The organism is Fulvivirga ulvae (genome assembly GCF_021389975.1).
In the GTDB taxonomy this organism is placed as follows: domain Bacteria; phylum Bacteroidota; class Bacteroidia; order Cytophagales; family Cyclobacteriaceae; genus Fulvivirga; species Fulvivirga ulvae.
In genome coordinates this window covers 6458670-6482528 of record NZ_CP089981.1, presented here as the reverse complement: position 1 = coordinate 6482528, position 23859 = coordinate 6458670, and the positions used below count along the sequence as shown (strand labels likewise).

Sequence of the window (23859 nt, the reverse complement as noted above, 5' to 3'; positions counted from 1 at the left end):
ATGAAATTACTGGATTTATTTAAATCAAGGTCACGGTATTTTTATGCCATTGTCTATGTAGTTAGTATCATCAGCAGTATTGCCAATATTGGCCTGTTGATTTTGATCAATGATATAATCAGGCAACAATATACAGGTGAGCATTTTAATGTGAATTATATAGCCTCATTTGTTGGGCTCTTGGTCGTTTCTTTTGTTGCTTCTGCGTACTTCCAAAGGTCATTAGTAGGTATCACCAACGAAATTATGTGTGAAATGGAGCTTTCTATCATTCAAAAAGTAAGGAAGGCCACCTATGCGTCTTTTGAGAAGCTTGGCTATGAGAAGTTATATTCTGCTTTTGCTGATACACAAATTGTGAGTAACATACCAGGATCCATTATCAATGTATTTACAGCTGTGATCACCATTGTGTGCGCACTGGTCTATATCTTCTTCACTTCTCCGATGAGTGGAGTGTTTTTATTCATTTTAATGATCCTTTTCCTGGTAATATATGTAGTAAACGATAGTAAGAACGCTCAAAAAATGGAGCAGGTAAGGGATCTTCAGGATGAATACTACGGTCACCTCAGGGAGTTTTTGATGGCATTCAGGCAGATTAAGATCTCAGGCACAAGAAACAACACCATTTACAATAAACATCTGCTTAAGAACAGAAATGATACGAAGCAAATTAAGACCAAACTGTATCAAAAATATGCTATAAATGAGCTTTTTGGTACATATAGCTGGTTTGTACTCTTGGGTGTTGTGATATTTATATTGCCCTGGTTATTAGGTATAAGCATTATTCAGGTGACCACCCTGGTTACTACCATTATCTTTCTGATTGCACCTTTGGCCAAGGTTATGACCTTTATTCCCAGCTATAACCGTTTTAAAATTGCCATCAACAGGATTAACAGAATTGAAAAACTGCTTATTGTCGACGCTAAACCGATATTTGAAAAAACAGTTCACGACAGCTTCCAAACCATACGATTTGAAAATATCTCATATCAGTATGGAGATAACGAACAGGGTGCATTTACGCTGCAAATACCGGAGCTAACACTGAATAGAAATGAGATAACCTTTATTACAGGAGGAAATGGAAGTGGCAAAACCACCTTCATTAATATCCTAACAGGCCTGTACCGACCTGATAGCGGCAGGATATTTATCGATGACAATGAAATTGACTGGCAGCAGTATGCTCAGTTTTGTAACAATATGTCTGTTATTTTTTCAGACCATCACCTATTCAGACATAACTATGACGAGCATGATCTAAGCGAAGCCAATACAGAACTCCAGAGGTTAGTGAAGAAAAAAAACCTGGAGAAGGTTTTTAAAGTTGACAGTAACAAGATAGATGTTAACCTGTCGAAAGGTCAGCAAAAGAGAACAGCGCTGATCCTTAGTTTGCTTGAAGATAAATCAATGGTGATCCTTGATGAATGGGCAGCTGAACAGGACCCTTTTAATAAGAATGAATTTTACAGTCAATGGATCTATGATATCAAATCGAGCGGAAGGATGCTTCTAGCTATTACCCACGATGATGAGCACTATGCCAAAGCTGACAGGATCATCAGGTTTAAGAATGGTAGTGTTGCCGAAGATATCAGGAATCAGGAGTTGAGTTATGACTGCTGATTCTTACGAATAAATTATTTAGAAAATTAACAGTACTTAAAAAATGACAAAGGTTATTTGCCTTCCTTTTGCCGGCGGTAGTAAATATTCGTTTAAGGTGTTTGAAGACTATCACTGTGAAGATATAGATGTTGTAACGCTCGACTATCCTGGCCGTGGAGGCAGGATGAGAGAGCCACTCCTTTCAGAGACCGTTGCAATTGCGCATAATCTTCTATCTCAGGCAAAGGCTCTTATAGGTAATGAAGACTATGTAGTTTATGGGCACAGTATGGGAGCTACAGTAGGTTTTGAATTGGTGCATTTCCTGATGAACGCAGGATTACCACAGCCCACCCATCTCTTTGTTAGCGGTGCAACAGGCCCGGCAGCTTTCAGCAGGACCGTGCGAAACTGGGCTAACTTACCCAAAGACGAGCTTTTAAAAATTCTCAAAGACCTTAACGGTATGCCTGAGGAGATCCTTAATAATGATGAATTCTTTGATTTTTATGAACCGATCATTAGAGCAGATTTTAAAGCAGTGGAAAGCTATGCCTATAAAAAAAGACAACCCTTAAACATTCCTATTACGGTGATGAATGGAACTCGTGAGCCTTTCGATGAGCAGGAAGTAAAGTTATGGGACGATGAAACAGTTTTTCCGGTAGAATATATGAAAATGGAGGGACATCATTTCTTCATTTTTGATCATGTAAGCACAATTATTAATACAATAAGAGAAAGAGTATCGACAAAACAATCAACTAATTATTATGGATAAGAAAAAAGTGTATTTGAAGCCCAATGTTGTATTCGAACCACTTGTGGACAGGTGGTATGCCTGGAGTCATCTGATATCTCCGGCAACAGCGGCAATGAATATCGTAGGGCGACATCTCGAAATTATAGAATCTTATATGGCTGCTCCTGAGCTGCATGCCGAGGCAATAGGTAATCCTAAATTACTTGGAGGTCCGTTTATGGACATACCTGAAAGTAGAATCGAGGATGTAAAGAAACTCAAGCAGGAGACAGAGGAGAAAAGAAGCAACATGATCGCTTTCAGAAATGCCGTGGCAGAGCTGGACAAAATGTTAAATGAGGAAGCGAAAGGTTACGGATTGGAGTCACTGTATGAGAGAGTTCCCGATATTTTGAAAGGTTATGTGGAGTTGTACTATGACCGATATGGAAACCCTGGTTTCAGGTTCTTCGAATCCCTGTTGTATAACAGTGAGTTTTATGATGATTCAGCTCAAAGCCTGGCCTTATGGATCACTAACAACGACCACCGTCCGTTTTGCTTAAGTACTCCAAGACTTGATGACGAAAACATACTTCACCTTGAGACACCTTTTGCTAATAAGGCTATCGACGAACTGGCGAAGATGAAGAGAAACGGAGGAGACCTGGATGAGATCAAAAAATTACTGAACATCAAGCCTGAGCAGGAGGCGTTATTTGAGACTTTCTTCTCTGAAGAGGCACACCCTACTTATCAGAAATATGATGGTGATAAAATCAGAATGCGTTACTTCGGGCACGCCTGTATACTGATTGAAACAAAAGAGATCAGCATTTTGGTAGATCCTTTGATTAGCTATTACGGATACCACTCGGATGTAGAGCACTTTTCTGATGCAGACCTTCCTGATTTTATTGACTATGTGATCATCACCCATAACCATCAGGATCATATCCTCTTTGAAACGTTGCTTCCTCTAAGACACAAAATAGGTAAGCTCATAGTACCTAAAACAAGAGGAGGAAAGCTCGAAGACCCTGAGCTTGGGCTGATGTTTAAGAAAATTGGTTTCGAAGACGTTGTTGAGCTTGATGAAATGGGCACGGTAGACTACGAAGATATTACAGTAACCGGGGTTCCATTCACCGGAGAACATAGTGATATGAATATTAACTGTAAGCTTTGCTACCTCGTTCAAATTGGAGAGTTTAAATTGATGTTCCTCGCGGACTCCCGTATAATGGAGGCCAAACTTTATGAGCACATTCACAAGCAGGTAGGAGATATTGATGTGATGTTCCTCGGTATGGAGTGCGATGGTGCGCCGCTTACCTGGCTATACGGACCCTTACTTACCAGTAAACTGCCAAGAGATCAGGATAATACCAGACGTCTGTCGGGTTCAGATTGCCAGAGAGGTATGTCAGTGGTCGACATCTTTAATCCATCGGAAGTTTATGTATACGCTATGGGACAAGAGCCATGGATCGAGTTTATAACCAGTACCAGCTATACTGCTGAATCTAACCCTATCATACAGTCTGACAGAATGGTAAAGATATGTCAGGAACAGGGTAAAACGGCAGAGAGATTATATGGAGAAAAGGAACTTCTCTACGAACGTGAAATGGTATTTTAAATCGTTGTTGAAATAGAATTTTAGCATTAAAAGCAGGATATCCATCGTCATATGAATAAAAATACCCCAGTTGCCAGCTTAGTAAACGAAGCAGAAGACAACGGATTTAAATTCTTTTTTGATCAGGGTAAGCTTAGGCTCAGAGTGCCTAAAGAAGTAAATGTTGATCGTCAGCTTGTAGATCGGATAAAGTCCAGTCTTGACGAGGTCACGGCTTACTTGAGAGAAAGAGAAAAAGAAGATAATGCATTGTTTCAAGTGGATAGGGAGCCTGGGCTTCCTGTTCCACTGTCATTTGCTCAAAAGAGTCTGTGGTTCATAGACCAGTTGCAGGGGAGCAGACATTACTACATGCACTGGTTGTTTGATATTAACGGAACACTTGATCAGGGTGCATTAGACAAGTCTTTTGAACAAATTATTGCCAGGCATGAGGTATTGCGGACAGCCATAGTTGAAGACGGTGAAACCTGTAGACAAGAGCTCAGGCCCATCAGTGAATGGGCCCTTGAGCATTATAATGAAGATGAGATAGTTGCCAAAGGGCAGGACTTAGACGCCTTTATTGAAGATCAGTTATCAAAGCCAATCAATTTGTATGATGACTGGCTGATAAGAGCGGTACTTATTGAGAGGGCACCTACGAGCTTCAGGCTTATGGTCATCGTTCACCATATGGTTTTTGATGGGCTTTCTGCTTCTATTTTGGTTCAGGAACTTCAAAGTTTTTACCAGCATTACACCAGTGCTGATCCTGGTATTATGCCAGTACCGGAAGCTCAGTATGCTGATTTTGCCATATGGCAAAACCGTAGTGTTGAGGAGGAAGCCTTTGAAGGACAGCTGCAGTTTTGGAAAGAAAACCTAACCGGACTCGCTCCGCTTGAGTTTCCAACTGACTTTGCACGGTCTTCTATGCAAAATGTCAATGGTGCCGTTGAAAAACATACACTTTCACATGATACATTCAATGCTGTAGTATCCTACTGTCGTAATCAACAGGTGACAGCATCAACCATGATGCTGGCTGTATTCAAAGCTTTGATATACAGGTATACAGATAATGGTGATGTATGTGTTGGAAGCCCAATTGATATAAGAAACCGGAAAGGTCTTGACAAACTCATAGGCTTTTTTGTCAATACGCTACCTATACGTACTCAGTTAGACGGTTCCGATAACTTCAGTGCCCTGTTAATGAAGGTTCGCCAAACGATGACCAATGCTTTGGAGAACCGGGATTTACCTTTGGAGAAAATAGTGGAGGCATTTGGCGGTCAGCGTGATGTAAGCAGAAATCCTCTTTTTCAGATCATATTTGTAATGCAGAGTAAACTTGCCAATGGCGAGATGGATCTTGGAGGTATGGCTTTGCAGCAGGTGGAGAGCACTCACCATACAGCTCGTTTTGATCTGGAATTTAACGTTTTCGAAAACGACGAAGAAATAGAGCTTCGGCTGATCTATAATAAAGATCTGTACAAGCAAGAGACTGCTGCAAGTATAGTTGAGAGCTTTCTTACATTGTTGAAAGAGGTACTCAGCGATGATAGCAAAACATTAGATCAGTTAACTATAATTGATGATGCTACCACCGCACACCTGGTGGAGCAAGGGTATTCTCGGTCAGGTTATCCTGAGGGTTGTACCATTATTGATCTGTTCTATAGGCAAGTGCAGGCTTACCCTCAACATATTGCCATTAGCGATCAGGGCAGGGAATTAACATACAGCGATTTGGATGAAAAATCCAGTCAGCTGGGAAGGTATTTGCTGGAAAACGGATTAAAGTCAGAACAACTCGTACCCGTTTGCATGGAGAGCTCTGCTGAGTTTATCATCAGCATTCTTGCCATTTTAAAAGCAGGAGGAGGGTATGTGCCCATAAACCCGACCTACCCTTCAGATAGAATAGATTATATACTTGAAGATACTAAAGCCACTTTGGTTTTAGCTGCTTCGGGTACGAAAGACTTATTTAAACCAGATCGATGTCAGGTCATTGAAGTGGATAGTTTCAATGGTCAACAATACACTAATGAACCACTGGCGAATATTAGTGGTCCGGACACTCTGGCTTATGTTATTTATACTTCAGGGTCAACAGGTAAGCCTAAGGGAGTATTGATAGAACATGTTAATGTAGTAAGGCTGATACAGGTCGATAAACCCTTGTTTGACTTTAATGAAAAAGATAGTTGGACCCTGTTTCATTCTACTGCATTTGACTTTTCCGTTTGGGAGATATTTGGTGCTTTACTAACTGGCGGGAAGCTGGTTATAGTGAACAAAGAACAAACACTTGACCCGGTACTGTTTCTTAAACTGTTGAGAGAGGAACAAGTTACGATTCTCAATCAAACGCCATCTGCATTTTATTCTCTTCAGGAGAACGAACTACAACATCCTGGAGGGCTTAAAGTAAGATATGTAATTTTTGGTGGGGAAGCATTAGACCCGCAAAGGTTGAAGGGTTGGAGTAAGCAGTACCCTGATTGTTCATTGGTAAACATGTATGGCATTACCGAAACCACTGTTCATGTAACCTTCAAAAAACTTACGCAGGAAGACACACTGTCACATAGCAGCAATATTGGTCGAGCTATACCTACTACCTCTATTTATATTCTGAATAAGAATATGAATTTTGTGCCGGATGGAGTTGTAGGAGAGATTTATGTAGGAGGCTACGGCGTGGGCAGGGGATATCTAAACCGCGAAGCCTTAACTCTTGAACGATTTGTAGATAACCCTTTTGGAGACGGTAGACTATACAAATCAGGAGATCTGGGCAGAAGGCTGCATAGCGGAGACATTGAATACATTGGTCGTGCTGATAATCAGGTCAAAATAAGAGGGTATCGCATTGAGATAGGCGAAATTGAGGGCGTTTTAAATGATGCTCCTGGTGTGTCCCAGGCAGTTGTGCTTTTGAAGGAAGATGACCCGGATACCCGGGCGCTTCATGGGTTTGCAGTGGTTACTGATGGCTACAGTAAGGATGGTACCCTAAGTTATCTGGGAAGGAAGCTGCCAGGCTATATGTTACCAGCTGCTGTTCATGTTGTAGAAGAAATGCCCTTAACCACTAATGGCAAAATAGACAAAGCGGTACTTTTAAACTCAATTAAGGAAACAGAGGACACAAAAACAGTTACATCGCCTCGTAACGAGACTGAAGCCGGAATCCTAAACATATGGGAGAGACTTCTTAATAAGGAGAATATTGGTGTTTATGACAACTTTTTCGAGTTAGGCGGACACTCATTACTCGTGACCAGAATGGCTTCATCCCTGAGGAATGAATTGCAGGTAGAAATTAGCGTTAAAGATATTTTTCTGTCGCCGACAATTGCTTCAATAGCCCAATTGATCAAGGGTAGTGAGAAGAAAACAGTGTTGTCGGATATTCAGGCAGTAGAGCGTCAGGACAAAATGCCATTGTCATATGCGCAGGAACGGTTATGGTTTATTCATAAACTCCACGGCAGTGTTCAATACCACATGCCCGCGGTATTCCAGTTGGGAGAGGGCCTTGATACGGAAATACTTGAGTATGCATTCAAAAGTATTCTTAAGAGGCATGAAGTACTTCGGACCAAAATTACCGAAGTAGAAGGTGTTGGCTATCAGCAAGTGATGGACGAAACAGCATGGAGCCTTGCCATAAATATACAACCAGCCGACCAGCCTGTAGAGGAAAGCGTACGATCATTAATTGATGAGCCCTTTGATCTGTCTGGTGATTATATGCTCAGAGCCACACTCATCAGACAGGAAACATCAAAATATATATTGGTTGTGGTTATGCACCACATCGCTTCCGATGGATGGTCACTCTCTGTAATGTTGGATGAACTGATGCGTATCTATAATAGCATGGCAAAAGGGCTACCTCTGGAAAGTGAAGATCTGGAAGTGCAGTATGCAGATTACGCCTGGTGGCAGAGAGAGCTTTTATCCAAAGAAATAGAGGGGCAGTTGAATTACTGGAAGGATCAATTGGCTGATGTAGAACCCGTAATGTTGCTGACAGACTATCCCAGAGGTGAAACCAAAAGCCACAAGGGAGCCATTGTTAAACACACTTTTTCTGAGGCTACAATTCAGGGATTAAGGACAATTTGCAAAGAGGAGCAAGTAACGTTATTCATGGTGCTGATTGCGGCCTTCAAAGTTTTGATTAATAAGTATACCACAGTCAATGATATTTGTGTAGGAATCCCGCTTGCAGGCAGGAGACACAGCAAACTTGAGCATATGATTGGCTTTTTTGTTAATACACTGGCATTGAGAAGCCAGGTGGATGCAAGCCAGTCCTTCAAGTCATTTTTGAAACAGATAGAAAATGTAACTCTTGAAGCGTATGCTAATCAGGATACTCCTTTTGAGAAAGTGGTAGAGGAAGTTGTCGGCTCCCGAAACAGTGATAATACACCGCTTTTCAATATCATGTTTGCTTTGCAAAACACCCCGGACCTGGCCAAAATTGACTTGCAGGGTGTTGAGGTTGAAGAAATTCCTTTGGAGAACAGAACCGCAGTCTTTGATTTTGTTTTTGATCTCAAGGAGATCAATGAGGAATTGAAGCTGGAGTTCCGATATTGTGCAGACCTGTTTAAAGAGGATACAGTCAACCGATTTATAAGCCATTATGAAAAACTGCTGGCTTCCATTATAGAAAACAGAGAGCAGTCTATAGGAATGCTTGATATCATACCGGCAGCGGAGCAAAAGGTATTGGTAGAGCAGTTTAGTAAGGCAGAAAACTACCCTGCTGCGATGGGTAGCACTGTCATAGGCCTGTTTGAAGAGCATGTAGAGAAATACGCTGAAAACCCTGCCTTGAGTTTTGGTGATCAAACGCTTACATACCGGGAGCTCAATGAAAGGGCCAATAAATTAAGTGCATACCTGATTGATCAGGGTGTTTCAAAAGAGATGCCTGTTGCCATTGCCCTCGAGCGTTCAACAGACCTGATCATTGGTATCATTGCCATACTTAAATCAGGAGCAGCTTATGTGCCGATTGATGTCAAGTTACCGGCAGGCAGAGTACACTTCCTTTTAGATGATATACAGGCTAAAATCATCATTACAGACGAGAGTTTTAAAAGTAAACTCAAAGGGTACAACGGCGATATTACCATAGTTGATCAAAGCGAACAAAAGGATGAAATATCAGTCTGCGATAGCAAAAATCCGGGTGTTAATTCGGATGCTGAGCATCTGGCTAATATTATATACACATCAGGAACAACCGGCCGCCCTAAAGGGGTAATGGTGAGTAATCACAACATCGTCAGTCTCGTAAGGGACCAGTCTTATGCGAGGCTTTCTGATAACGATGTCCTCCTATCAACAGGAGCACCATCATTTGATGCTTCAACCTTTGAATATTGGGGCATGCTGCTTAATGGAGGCCATCTGATCATGGCATCAGAAAATAACCTTCTGGTGATTGAGCTGCTCAAGAAGGAAATACAACGTTTTGGTGTAAACAAAATGTGGTTTACCGCAAGTTGGTTTAACTACATTGTTGATACCCAGATTGATGTTCTTGAAGGGCTGGACCTGGTCATGGCCGGGGGAGAGAGGCTTTCAGAAGAGCATATTTATAAAGTGCAATCAACCTACCCTCAGTTGAGCATTGTCAATGGTTACGGCCCTACTGAAAACACTACGTTTTCACTGACCTACGAGATACCGGCAGACTATCAACAGGAGAACATCCCTATTGGCAGGCCTTTGTCAGGCAGAGCTGCTTATGTATTGGACTCCAATCTTAACCTTGTTCCGGTAGGTGTAATTGGCGAGCTATATGTTGGAGGCAGTGGGGTGAGCATGGGCTATCTTAATAAGCCTGAGTTGACCAAAGAGCGCTTTATGGCCAATGAATTTGAGGGAGGAACATCTCAATTATACAAAACCGGGGACCTGGTGCGCTGGCGAGCGGATGGCAACCTGCAATATATAGGTAGGTACGATAGCCAGGTGAAGATCAGAGGCCATCGTATTGAGTTGGGTGAGATAGAGAATACATTAAACCTGCTTGATGAAGTATCGAATAGTTGTGTAGTGACCGTGGAAGGTACCGGAGGAGCACATAGAATCTTGTCGTACATTGTACCGGAGAAAAAGGAAGTGCAACTTCTGGAAAACCAACTTCAGCAAAGTCAGGTAGAAAGTTGGAAAAACCTGTATGACTCAGAGTATGGAAAAACAGAAAATGATTCTGCCGTAGATGAAGAGTTCAACATTATCGGATGGAATGACAGCTTTACAGGAGAGCCCATACCTGCGCATCAGATGAGAGAGTGGCTGGATGATATTTCAGAAGTCATCTTCCATGAGCAGCCTCAAAATGTAATGGAAATAGGCTCAGGTACAGGACTGATCTTTTATGCATTGGCCGGAAAAGTTAACAATTACATCGGTACGGACTTTTCAGGCTCATCGGTTAGACAAATACAGAACAGGATCGATAAGGGACTCAGAGAATATGGTAACAATGAGTTTCATGTTTGCCCGGCTCATGAAGTAGGTGAGGTGCCTGTCAATAACGTTGATACAGTCATTCTGAATTCGATCATACAATATTTCCCGACTGAAAGCTATCTGACCGAGGTTATTGAGAAATCTATAGAAAAGCTCAATGGGCAGGGAAGGCTTATCATAGGAGATATTCGTGATAACAGACTCTTGAAACCGTTTAAAGGAAGGCTAACACTGGGCAACTATCAAGGCGGGATGGATAAGCGCGAGTATTGCTGGTTCCTTGACCAGGCAGTCTGGAATGAAGAAGAGCTTTGTATTTCGCCACAATATTTTGCAGGCCTGAAAGACAGATTCCCAGAGATCCGATTTATTGAAGCATTCTGGAAAAGGGGAGAAGAGGTAAATGAACTTAACCTTTATCGCTATACCGTTATTATTCACCTTCAGGAGAAAGAGGAGATAAAACCAACCTGGCAAAACTGGAGTGAATGGAGTCAAAATGGCGATCTTGAATGGGTGCTCCAACAGCCAATGTTTGCGATCAAAGATGTGCCTAATCCGAGGCTTACCAAAGAAAGGCTGCTTTTAGAGGCTATTGATTCTGACGAGATCCATACGGTAATAGATATTCAGCAATACCTGGAGCAATTCTTATCTGAAGAGGAGCGGCTTGTTGCCGACTTGCTAAGAACTGCGCGATCTAAAGGTCACCATTATAAGTTGCTTTTAAATGAAGACCCGTTAAAAATAGATCTTCTACTATCTGTGCACCCTATAGAGGGTTATGTAGATAATGGTTTGATGTCTTCAGGGGCAAATCAAAAGAAGGATTTATGGAGCTCGCCATTATTTGCGAATATAAACCTGGAGCTTCAGAAAAAAGTAAAAGAACTGCTTCAGGGACAACTGCCTGAGTATATGGTTCCGGCAGAAATTATCACCATTAAGGAAATACCACTTACCCGTCATGGCAAGTCAGATAAACAGTTTCTAAGTACTATAAAAACGGGAGATGAGCTAAGCCCGACACAATATTGTGCTCCGGAAAACAAACTTCAACAAGACTTGGTAACCATATGGAAGGAGCTATTGGTTAAAAGCCATATAGGCATTAATGATAACTTCTTTGAACTTGGAGGACATTCACTCCTGGCCAGTAGGGTGGTTTCAACTATAAGCAGCACCCTTAATATCAACATTAAGGTTCGGGACCTGTTTATGTACCCAACTATTGCAGAGCTCAGTGCCCATATTAAAGATCATCTTTCGGATAATGATTTGCCTGCAATTTCAGTCGAACGGGATAAAGATTTTGTGCCCTTATCTTTTGCGCAGGAGAGGCTGCATTTTATTGATAACCTTCAGGGAAGTGTACAGTACAATATGCCTTGGGTGTTCAATATCAAAGGCTCTTTGAATATCGGCCTGCTTGAATCAGCCTTTAGGCAAATTATTGAAAGGCACAGTGTACTAAGAACAGTATTCAGAGAAGAGGAGGAAGTCGGACAGCATTTTCTGAATAGCGAAGACTGGACGATCAGTACTTCCGAGATCAGCGGAGAGCAAACCCGGGAGGAATATGAAGAGTTCATCAATAAGCAGGTGAATGTTCCGTTTGACCTGGCCCATGATTTTATGGTGCGAGCGGATATTATGAAAAGAGGTGCTGAGGATCATACACTTGTTGTAGTTTTTCATCATATCGCTTTCGATGGCTGGTCTATAGGAATCTTTGTAGATGAACTGGTGAAGATATATGACAGTGGCTATAGCGGGCAACCTGTTGATTTACCTAACCTGCCGATACAATATGCAGACTATTCAATTTGGCAGAACAGGTACTTTAAAGGGGAGTATCTGGATGACCTCCTGGGATATTGGAAAGAGCAATTACACGGTCTAAAGCCTATATACCTGCCAACCGATATGCCAAGGCCTACCGTTCAAAGTACTCGTGGAGATACTCAATATTTCTACTTGGATAAGGAATTAAGTGAGCAATTGAAGAGAGTATCTCTGGAGCAGGGGGCAACTCTCTTTATGACTATGCTGAGTGTATTCAAAGTCATGATGCACAAATATACCAGAGAAACTGATCTGGCCATTGGCGTGGCCATAGCCAACAGAACAAGAAAAGAGGTAGAGCCACTGATAGGCTTCTTTGTAAATGCTATAGTAATACGGACTCAACTGGAGAAAACGCTGACTTTCAGAGACTACATGGAACGTGTTAAGGACAGCACTTTGAAAGCCTATGAATATCAGGATGCCCCTTTTGAAAAAGTGATAGAGACAGTAGTTGGAAAGCGGAAAAGTGTCGGTAATCCTTTGATCCAGACCATGTTTGTTTTGCAAAACACTCCAGACGTACCTGATCTGAAGCTTGCGGACCTATCCCTTACAAGCGAGGTGGCAGCTAATGTGACATCCAAATTTGATATCACTTACGACCTGAGAGATAAGCCTGAGGGAATAGAGTTCAGAGTGGAGTATTGCTCAGACCTGTTCTACCCAGATACTATCAAAAGAATGTTTGACCACTATAAAACACTGCTTACATCAGTAGTAGCTGATATTGACAAACCTATAAAATCCATGAAGATGATGGGGGCACAGGAAGCCCACCAGATGCTAACCGGTTTTAACAGATAATGAAATTTAAAAAATGCAAGAGACTACAAAATATATACACCAGGAAAATATGATTAATCAGTTTGAGAGCGTGGCAGAGCAGTATGCCACATCCTTGGCATTGGTATGCGACCATCTGGAGGTGACCTATGATGAGCTAAACCAGAGGGCTAATCAACTTGCCCACAGATTGGTTTCTTACAGCGTGAAGAAAGGTGATATTATCCCGATCGTTTTGGGACCATCTATTGAAACCGTTGTGAGTATCCTTGGTGTTTTAAAAACAGGGGCAGCATTTTCTCCGGTTGATCCCAGGCACCCAAAAAAGTACCTGAACTTTTTGCTTAATGACCTGGATTCAGAGGTTATAATCAGCAGCAGCGAGCATCGTGAAATGCTGGAGTCAATCCGACGGAACTTCAGGATCATAACCCCGGAGGATAAAGAAAGCATGGAAGGCTTCGAATCCACAAATTTAAGTGCAGGCAGGTCTGCTGACTCACTAACCTATGTAATCTATACCTCAGGAACCTCGGGAGTACCCAAAGGAGTAAAAGTGCTGGATAAGAATTTGTGGCATTATATCAGTAATGTTGCAGCTACATACATGCCTGAAAAGGCGATAAACTCAGGGACTTTGCTATGTCTGTCCTTTTCTTTTGATGCATCTCTGACGGCGATATTCCTTCCGTTGCTTAGCGGCAATCCATTGATCATGTCTAAACAAAAACTAGGAGACCTTTTTAAGACCGATCTGGTTAAAAAGTATGCTCCTTATCAGTTTTTGAAAGTTACTCCGGCGCAGCTGCACTTGCTTGAAGATTTATATATCGATGATGTTAACCCTATTACAAGAAGACTTGTAGTAGGAGGCGAGGCACTGAATTACAGCCACCTGGAATTCCTGACCAAACGGAACATCTCAGTTGATATCATCAATGAATACGGACCTACTGAAGCTACCATCGGTTGTACATGGTATACCTTCAATACCTTACAAGCAGAGAAAACCCCTGATAACAATATTCCGATAGGCAGGCCTTTCGAAGGAGTTAGTGCCTATGTTATGGATGAGGATGAAGAGTTGCTTCCTATCGGTATTGAGGGGGAACTTTATATCGGCGGCGAAGGTGTCACGGCAGGCTACCTCAACAATCCACAGTTGACTGCTGAGCGGTTTATGGATGATGAGTATGCTAATAGGTCAGAGGCTAAAATGTATAGAACCGGTGATCTTGTGAAATGGTTGCCTGATGGGAATATTCAGTTTTTAGGACGTGTGGATGATCAGGTGAAGATCAGGGGACATAGAATAGAACTGAAAGAGGTTGAAAGCAACCTGAACCAGATAAGCCAGGTTCATCAAAGTGCCGTTGTGGCTCAAAAAGATGCGCTGCAAATGAATAAACTTACGGCCTATTTTGTACCCGGGAAGAAGTGTGTTGAAGAACTTGAATCTAAGATTATCTATGAACAGGTGGATAGCTGGCAAGACCTGTACGAATCACAATACGGTGAGTCTGATGAACCGGAAGATGTAGAGTTTAACCTCGTAGGTTGGGGGGATAGCTTTACGGGACAGGACATCCCGAAAGACCAGATGAGAGAATGGCTCAATGACATCATTGATGTTATCAAAGCTCACAAACCGGAAAACCTTCTTGAGATTGGTTGTGGTAGCGGATTGATGTTTTATGAGCTGGCCGGGAACCTGAAGAAATATATTGGTACTGATTTTTCTGCATCGGCCATAGAAAAGATCAAATCCAGAGTAGCCTCAGGAGTAAAAGATTATGGTGCCACAGAGTTTTTCAGAAGTCAGGCGCATGAAGTTAAGCTGCCGGCAGAGCAACCACTGGATACCATATTGATCAACTCTGTTATTCAGTACTTTCCGGGAGAGGAATATCTTTCCAGGGTTATTGACAATTGCGTGAATATGATCTCCGATAAGGGGAGAATAATCATCGGAGACGTTAGAGATAACAGGTTGCTAAAATCCTTCAAAGGCAGGCTCTACCTTAATAATGTAATGGGCTCGTTGGAGAAAAAGGAGTTTGAGTGGGAGCTCAGACAAGCAATACTCGCTGAAGAAGAACTTTGTCTTCATCCTCAATATTTTTACGATTTGCAGACCCAATATCCGCAAATCAGCCATGTAGAAATTGTAGAGAAGCAGGGAGAGGCCATCAATGAATTGTCACTTTACAGATACACGGTCATACTGCATATTGGGCAGGATACCAACCTTGAGAAACCAGATTGGAAAGTATGGTGTGATGATAGTATTGAAAAGACATTACAGGAAGGTCATTCGTTGATTGCCATAAAAGATGCACCCAACCCAAGGCTTAAAACAGATCAGCAGTTCCTGGAAAGTCTTCTGCATAATGATATTGAAACCGTCAATGATATACTGAAGTCACTGGAAAAAGTAAGTGATAGCAGTCCTGCAACATTAGAAATTATAAAGAAAGCTACTGAGTCGGGTTACAGCACCCGTTTCCTTGTCAATGAAGACCCATTCAAGCTGAATGTGGTGCTTTCTAAAGACATGTCCGCAAATGTGGTGAACCATTGGTCTCATCAGGATGCCGGGCGATCAGGTCTGACGAATATCCCTTTGTATGGAGAAATAAAAGCGAAGCTACAAGCTGAGGTAAGAGATGAGCTGGCCTTGATGATACCAGAGTATATGGTGCCAACGGAGATGGTAGCTTTGGATGAACTCCCCACCACGAGCAACGGTAAGGTGGATGTGAAGTTTTTATCGGAAGTTAATAATGACAGTAGCCTCGATAATAAAAATCATATAGACCCAGAAAGTGAGCTGGAGATCAGAGTGAGTGAGATATGGAAAGACCTGTTGGAACTGAACAGAATTGGCTTACACGATGATTTCTTTCAGATTGGAGGGCATTCACTGTTAGCGACCAGAATAGTGTCGATGATCAGAAAAGAGCTCCAGGTAGAATTAAGTCTGAGTGATTTCTTTGAACATACCACGTTGCATGCCCTCTGTAAGTTTATACAAGGGCAGACCAGCAATGTGACTTTACCAGCCGTTAAACCCAGACCTAGAACAGGAGACGTACCGCTTTCTTTCGCACAGGAAAGACTATGGTTTATGGACAACCTCCATGGTACAGTACAATATCATATGCACTGGGTATTCAGGCTTAAAGGAGACCTCGATACCGATGTACTTGAAAAGTCACTGAGAGGCGTGATCAGGAGACATGAAGTAATGAGAACGGTAATCAAAGTTGAAAATGAAGTGCCGGCCCAGGTAGTCTTGCCGGTTGAAGACTGGAACCTGCAACGCCACAACATAGGAGAGATAGAAAAACAGTTTGGATCAATTGATAATTTTGTTGCACAGGAAATAAAGAAGCCCTTTAACCTGTCAGGCGATTTTATGGTCAGGGCACACTTGATCAGCCTTTCAGAGGGAGAACATTTGCTGGTACCTGTTTTACACCATATCTCATTTGACGGTTGGTCCATGGCTACCCTTGTTCATGAGTTAAAAGAGCTTTACAATAGTTTCCTGCGGAAGTCACCCCCTACGTTACAGCCACTTTCACTTCAGTATTCAGACTACGCTGTGTGGCAGAGAAAGTACCTTGCCGGGGATGTATTGAACCAAAAGCTTACTTATTGGACGGATCAATTGCAAGGGCTTACTCCGCTGGATATGCCTACTGATTTTAGAAGACCACCACAGCAAAGCTTCCGTGGAGCTCAGGTATCCGGTACGATCAGCAAAGAATTGAAAAACAAACTGATGAAGCTGAGCCAGAAGGAAGGAGTAACCCTTTATATGACTATGCTGGCCGCATTTAATGTATTGCTTTATCGCTATACGGGTCAGGATGATATAGCTGTAGGTACAGCTACTGCGGGCAGACAGCAAAAAGAAATAGAAGGTCTGATAGGCTTTTTTATCAATACTATTGTACTACGCAATCAGGTTGATGGACAGGGTACATTCAAGGAACTGGTACAACAGATAAAAAGCGTTACGCTGGCTGGTTTTGAAAATCAGGAGGTACCTTTTGAAAAAGTTGTGGAAGCTTTGGGGGTTGAACGGGATATGAGCAGAAACGCCTTATTTCAGATCCAGTTCCTCATGCAAAATACTCCGAAAACAGAGGAGTTGAAGTTTGATAACGTAGAGCTGATCCATGAGAACAATGACACAGTAACTTCCAGGTTTGACCTTAACTTCAGTCTTACGGAAGTTGAGGATGAGATCTACCTTGAAATAGTTTATTGCCTGGATCTTTTCAAGAAGGACACTGTAGAAAGGTTGTTTAAGCACTTCGTAAATGTGCTTACCAGTATTGTGGATCATCCTGAATCACACATTGATACCATAAACCTGCTGGATGAAGAGGAGAAGGCGTTGATCCTGAATAACTTCAGTCAGACGATAACGCTTCCGCAGGAGGAAAAGACATTGATAGACTTGTTTTATCAGCAAGCCGAAAAGACCCCTGATAATGTGGCATTGGCCCTGCGTGATACCACCCTTACTTATAAGGAACTGGATGAAAGGTCCAATAAACTGGCCAGCTATCTGATGGAGCGTGGTATATCTAAAGGAAAAATAGTACCCCTATGTCTCGATCGATCATTTGAAATGATCATCGGTATTCTGGGAGTATTGAAAACCGGAGCAGCATATGCGCCAATTGATCCTGAATATCCTCAGGAGCGTATCACCTACATACTGAGAGATACTGAATCGAAAATAGCGATCAGTAATTCAAGATGCCGTCACTTACTAAGGTATACTGATGTATTTTCTACCATCGTTAGTCTGGATAAAGACTGGGATACCATAGGGCAACAACCGGGAAAAAAACTACTAGTAGAAACCAGACTGAAAGACCTGATGTATATCATCTATACTTCCGGGTCTACCGGGCAGCCTAAAGGTGTGCTTCAGGAGCATGGAGCCCTGACCAACTTTATTTTGCATCAGTCTAATGAATTTAAAATTGCTGAGGACGACAGAGTATTACAGTTTTATAGCTATTGCTTTGACCCTTCTGTAGAGCAAATATTTATGCCATTGATCAATGGTGCAGTGTGCGTGCTCATTCCCGATGATACAAGAAGGGACCATGATCTGGTAGAAAAGTACCTGCAAGACCTTTCCATTACCCACTTGCAGGCTACGCCAGGTTTCCTTAATAACCTTAAACCGGGTAAGTATAATGGATTGAGAAGAGTTGTGGCCGGTGGAGAGGTTTGCGCTCCCAAATTGTACGAAAAGTGGAGAGACTACTGCACTTTTTACAACAAATACGGACCCACGGAAACAGCCATTTCCGCTACTCAGTACAAATGTAACAGCGAACTTGATACAGAACGAGCCTTATCCATACCCATCGGTAGACCAGTGACCAATACCCTGGTAAGGATACTGGATAAGAATATGAATATGGTACCTATTGGTGTAGCAGGTGATATGTACATTGGTGGAGTACAGCTGGCCAGAGGCTATCATCAAATGCCCGAACTGACCAGAGAGAAATTTGTGCCTGACGTATTTTCAGGTGAACAAGGCAACAGACTTTACCATACCGGAGACCTTGCCCGATGGATGCCCGATGGCAATATTGATTTCTTAGGAAGGTCTGATGAGCAAATCAAAATAAGAGGATATAGAGTTGAACCTTCTGAAATAGAAAAAGTACTGCAAAAGGCGTCAGGCATTAAGCAATGTGTGGTAATTGGCAGCCAGGATCATGCAGGGTACAACCGATTGGTAGCTTATGTGCTGACAGATGAAAACTATCAGAAGGAAAAAGCCAAGGAGTATTTGCTGGCTCACCTGCCGGAGTATATGGTGCCTAGCTTCTTTGTAGAGATAGATCATATTCCGCTTACGTCAACCAGTAAAGTAGATAAGAAGGCTCTTCCGGCAGTGGAAGGGATGGCAGTCTCTAATAATAATATTACCAAACCCAGAAATGAGGTTGAGGAAAAGCTCATCGAGATCTATAAAGACATTCTGGAAATTGATCAGGTAGGTATACATGATAATTTCTTCGAAATAGGAGGACATTCACTACTGGCTACCCGTGCCGTTTCGGTGATCAGGAAGAAGCTGGGCACAGGCCTTAGTCTTAACGACTTCTTTATGTATCCCAGAGTGGCAGACCTTTCTTCCAGAATGGATGCATCCACTTCTGAAAGTACCCTGCCCAAAATATATGTACAGCCTAAAAACGGGAATATTCCTTTGTCATTTGCGCAGGAGAGACTCTGGTTTATTGATAAACTCAGAGGAAGTGAGCAATATCATATGCCGTGGGCATTTGAAGTTAAAGGTAACCTGAACCTAAACTATCTTGAGTCCGCGTTTTCAGGAATAGTGAATAGGCATGAAATACTGAGAACGGTAGTTGAAGAAAGCGATGGCAAAGGTTTTCAAAAAGTGCTTCCGGCAGAAGACTGGAAAATGACGGTTACGGATTGGAGTGCGATTGAAAATAAGGATGTAGAAGGCTATATCACAAACTTGATCAAAGCACCTTTTAACCTGGCCCAAGACTTTATGCTGAGGGCAGAGGTTATCAGTAAATCAGATGATGAGCACATTGTTATTGTGGTTTTCCATCATATTGCTTTCGATGGCTGGTCAGTTTCCGTTTTGGTTAAAGAACTGGTGGAATTGTATAACTCGTTATTTTACAAAAGACCTGCTCATGTACCTCACCTGTCGTTGCAGTATGCTGATTTTGCACTTTGGCAAAGGAAGCATCTTGAAGGAAAGGAACTCAATAAGCAAATACAATACTGGAAAGATAAACTGACCGGAGTGCCGGCATTGCAGATGCCAACAGACTACCCCCGACCTAACATACAGGGCGTAGACGGAGGTATGTATCAACATACTTTGGATAAATCACTTGCGGATAAGCTGTATGCCCTCTCCAAACATGAGGAGACTACGCTTTACATGACTATGGTGGCGGCGTTTAAGGTATTGCTTCACAGATATACAGCTCAGCAGGATATATGTATTGGTAGCCCTATTGCCAACAGAACTCAAACAGAGCTGGAAACTATGGTTGGGTTCTTTGTTAACACCCTGGCACTGCGTACGACAGTGAAAGGAGATATGACTTTCAAAGACTATCTGCAGCAAATTAAAAAGACGACACTTGAGGCTTATCAGTATCAGGATGCACCTTTTGAAAGAGTGGTAGAGGCTATAGGAGTGGATAGAAATATGAGCCATAGCCCTATTTTTCAGATACTCTTTGTTATGCAAAATACACCACCGGTAGATAATATCAAGCTCGGTGATGTTAACCTGAAAAACAGAGATTTTGATACGGCACTATCAAGGTTTGATATCGACATCAACGTAACAGAACGTAATGATGAGATGATCATCAACTGGGGATATTGTAAAGACCTCTTCAAAAATGAGACTATAGTAAAGCTGGCTGAACATTATGTGAATTTGCTACAGGCCGTAGTTGATAATAGCCAGGAAAGTATCGAAAAATTAAAACTGCTAAGCAGCGAAGAAGAGTATAAGCTACTGGAAGGATTCAACGACACAGCAAAAACATATTCAGAGAGCCGTTCTATCATCAGAATATTCGAAGAGCAAGTCACGCTGTCGCCAGACGAAACAGCGATTACTTTCTATAATGATAGTCTGACATACTCAGAGCTTAATCAGAAAGCGAATAAGTTGGCCAGACATCTGGTACAGGCCGGTGTTCAGCCTAACAGCATAGTACCCGTGTGTATGGGCAGGTCAATAGACCTGATTACATCCATACTCGCCATACTAAAAGCAGGAGCGGCATACTTGCCACTTGATCCCGAGTACCCTAATGAAAGATTACATTTCATGGTCACTGATTCTGGTGCTGGCATAGTGTTGACAAAGGACGACACTACAGACAAGTTTGACACTATTGAAGGCGAGGTTCAGCTTATAAACCTGGATAAGGATTGGGATCAGATAGCGCTTCTTGAGAAGGGTAATATCGTAAGGCCTGAAGTTGAAGACCAAATGGTCTATGTAATTTATACCTCTGGGTCTACCGGTACTCCTAAAGGTGTAGTAATGGAAGAGGCAGCCTTAATAAACCTGATGCAATGGCATGAGGAACAGGCATGCTCAACAAAAGGGAAAACCGTACTACAGTTTGCCAGCCTTAACTTTGACCCTAGTTTCCAGGAGATTTTCTCGGCACTTTGCTATGGAGGAAAGCTGGTATTGATCGATGAAGTCCGTCGAAGAGATATGCAGGGAATGCTGGCATTGATCAAAGAGAATGGAGTTAACCACTTGTTTATTCCATACATAGTTTTAAAGAACCTTTGTGAGCAGGCGGTAAGAGCAGACATTTACCCGGAGAGTATTCAGGCGATATTTACTGCTGGTGAACAGCTTATACTTAATGAAGACATCAGGCAATTTTTTGATAAGACCAACGCCAGGTTACTTAACTATTATGGTCCGACCGAGACACAAATTGTGGTCAGTTATGAAGTTCAGAAGACAGATTTTGAAGATCGCAAGTACTCGCCGATCGGTAAAGCCATAAGCAACGTAACTCAGTATGTGCTTGATGAGCATTTGAACCTTTGCCCGATTGGGGTGGTAGGTGAGCTTTATATTGGAGGGGTTGCCCTGGCCAAGGAGTATCTCAACCGAGAGCAACTTACCGGAGAGAGGTTTATTCAAAGCCCTTTCCACAAAGGTCAAAGGCTTTATAAAACAGGAGACCTTGCCCGATGGCTACCAGATGGCAATATGGAGTTTATAGGCAGGAACGATGATCAGGTAAAAATAAGAGGTAACAGGGTTGAATTAGGTGAAGTTGAGACCAAGATCAGGCTTAACCCTATGGTGAGACAATGTGTGGTCTTGACTAAAGAGAATGCCTCTGGCTTCAAGTTTTTAGTGGCGCATGTTGTTCCAGGTACAGAGTACAATCAAAAGGAGTTGATGAATACTTTAAAAGCCCAACTCCCATACTATATGATTCCCGATGTAGTCATAGAGCATGAGTCAATACCTGTAACAGTAAATGGTAAAATAGATAAAAAGCAACTTCAGGCGGTTAATATTCAGGCACAGAGCGGACAAGAATATGAAGCACCTCAAGGGAAGGAAGAGCAGGATCTTGCCAATATATGGATGGAGCTGCTGGCTGTTGATCAGGTGGGCAGGTACGACAACTACTTTGATTTGGGAGGTAATTCGATTATTTCCATTCAAATGGTGAGCAGAGCAAATCTGTTGGGGTATGATATGGAGATCAGTGACCTGTTTGAGTATCAGGTTATCGCAGATATAGTACCTGTGCTGAAACAAAGGGATGAAAAAAGAGCTAAAGAGATCAGCTTTGAAACATTGGAAAGCCTTTCGGCAACCCCTAACCAGTTTCAATACCTGGAGTCAGCATCATCAGGTTACCTCTCAGTGGCACTGTCAGTAGACAAAGCTCTGAGTGTAGCTAAACTACAACAAGCACTTAACGAGGTGGCCAAACGACATGCAGCACTAAGAGTAGCCTTTGCAAAAACGGATGATCAATGGACGCAACGCTTTGATGACGCACAAACACCATTAGAGGTTGTTGATTTCTCATCCAGTAAAGAAGTTCATGTGGGACTGCAGGTAGAGATAGCACAGCAAAAGCTTCAGCATCTTCCTGAAGATGTAGCCTTTAGAGCTATACTGGTGCAAACCAATGAAGATGTAGAGCGCAATGCAGTGATCCTTAATGCAAACTACCTACTGGTTGATCTGCCTTCTATGGACATTATTGCAGATGAGTTCATGTCCGTTCTCGACGGTAAATCTCTTGGTGAGCATATAGATACCTATAAAAGCACATTAGGTGCTTTGAATGAATCATATCAGGCCGACCGTTACAAGAAAGAGGCAGATCTGTGGAAAGGATTCATGGCGGAGGATACACCTGTGTTCAATGATTCTTATGAGCACTTTACCGAACAGATTGACCTTTCCGCCTTTGATGCATCTTCAGCCCATGCTGTGTATCAGACCGGTAACCTCGACTTCTTGTTGGGTGCTCTTACCTTGTCACTTAGGCGGAGAGAAGACGCCAGTGCTATTGTAGTAGGTGTCGAAAATAATAGCCGAGCAGATAAAGTTATCGGACATTTTTATCAGACCTATCCATTCAGGCTGCATGCTGAAAAAGAGCTGTCTGTGGATGAACTGATAAAACAAGTTAAAGAGTCAAGAAGTAAGATCTCAGATCATGGACTAGGTTACGGAGTACTGAAGTATATCGTTAAGGAACCTCAGTTTGAGAAGAATCCATGGAATATAAAACTCAGGTTCCATGGCATGACCAGTGTTAGTAATCTATCTGAACATGTTATATCCAACGCTTACTTGCAAAGCAACTTCCCGTTAACCGGTGAAGAAGTGATCATCGATTGTGGGTTTGATCAGGATCAGCTATGGCTGAGGTGGTCGTTTGGTGAGGCAACTGGCAGAGAGCAGACCCAACGCATCAGTGCTGAGTTTGTAAATAGCCTAAAGGAGATCTTCGAACACTGCCTGGAAAAGGAAAAACTGGGGCAAAGACAGTACACCCCGTCCGACTTTGGATTATCCGGAGAGATCAGCTATGAAGAGCTGGATAGTTTCCTCAATGACGAGGACTCCGAAAAAGAATCTGATGATATTATTAAATTTTAA

The 23859-nt window shown here is 42.3% G+C and carries 5 protein-coding genes; all 5 read left to right on the top strand.

Translation table 11 applies throughout. From position 1 onward, the window contains the following. The 5 genes from LVD17_RS26770 to LVD17_RS26750 are packed head-to-tail and all read left to right on the top strand — an operon-like array spanning position 1 to position 23859. Positions 1 to 1641 (top strand): ATP-binding cassette domain-containing protein, encoded by a 1641-nt coding sequence (locus tag LVD17_RS26770; protein WP_233763194.1) that lies wholly within the window; start codon positions 1 to 3, stop codon positions 1639 to 1641. 43 nt (positions 1642 to 1684) lie between these two features. Next, positions 1685 to 2404: a thioesterase II family protein gene (locus LVD17_RS26765; protein WP_233763192.1), complete on the top strand. Its 720-nt coding sequence runs from the start codon at positions 1685 to 1687 to the stop codon at positions 2402 to 2404. Next, a complete protein-coding gene (locus tag LVD17_RS26760) occupies positions 2397 to 4007 on the top strand; it encodes an MBL fold metallo-hydrolase (RefSeq protein ID WP_233763190.1) in 1611 nt (536 codons plus the stop codon). Before LVD17_RS26765 ends, LVD17_RS26760 begins: the two co-directional genes overlap by 8 nt. A gap of 51 nt (positions 4008 to 4058) precedes the next feature. Then, on the top strand, positions 4059 to 13157 hold the full coding sequence (locus LVD17_RS26755) for a non-ribosomal peptide synthetase (protein WP_233763187.1): 9099 nt from the start codon (positions 4059 to 4061) through the stop codon (positions 13155 to 13157). A gap of 13 nt (positions 13158 to 13170) precedes the next feature. Beyond that, positions 13171 to 23859 (top strand): non-ribosomal peptide synthetase, encoded by a 10689-nt coding sequence (locus LVD17_RS26750; protein ID WP_233763185.1) that lies wholly within the window; start codon positions 13171 to 13173, stop codon positions 23857 to 23859.

Excerpts from the sequence above, each read along its gene's own strand:
- LVD17_RS26770 (WP_233763194.1), top strand. The coding sequence starts at position 1 with ATGAAATTACTGGATTTATTTAAATCAAGGTCACGGTATTTTTATGCC.
- LVD17_RS26765 (WP_233763192.1), top strand. The coding sequence starts at position 1,685 with ATGACAAAGGTTATTTGCCTTCCTTTTGCCGGCGGTAGTAAATATTCG.
- LVD17_RS26760 (WP_233763190.1), top strand. The coding sequence starts at position 2,397 with ATGGATAAGAAAAAAGTGTATTTGAAGCCCAATGTTGTATTCGAACCA.
- LVD17_RS26755 (WP_233763187.1), top strand. The coding sequence starts at position 4,059 with ATGAATAAAAATACCCCAGTTGCCAGCTTAGTAAACGAAGCAGAAGAC.
- LVD17_RS26750 (WP_233763185.1), top strand. The coding sequence starts at position 13,171 with ATGCAAGAGACTACAAAATATATACACCAGGAAAATATGATTAATCAG.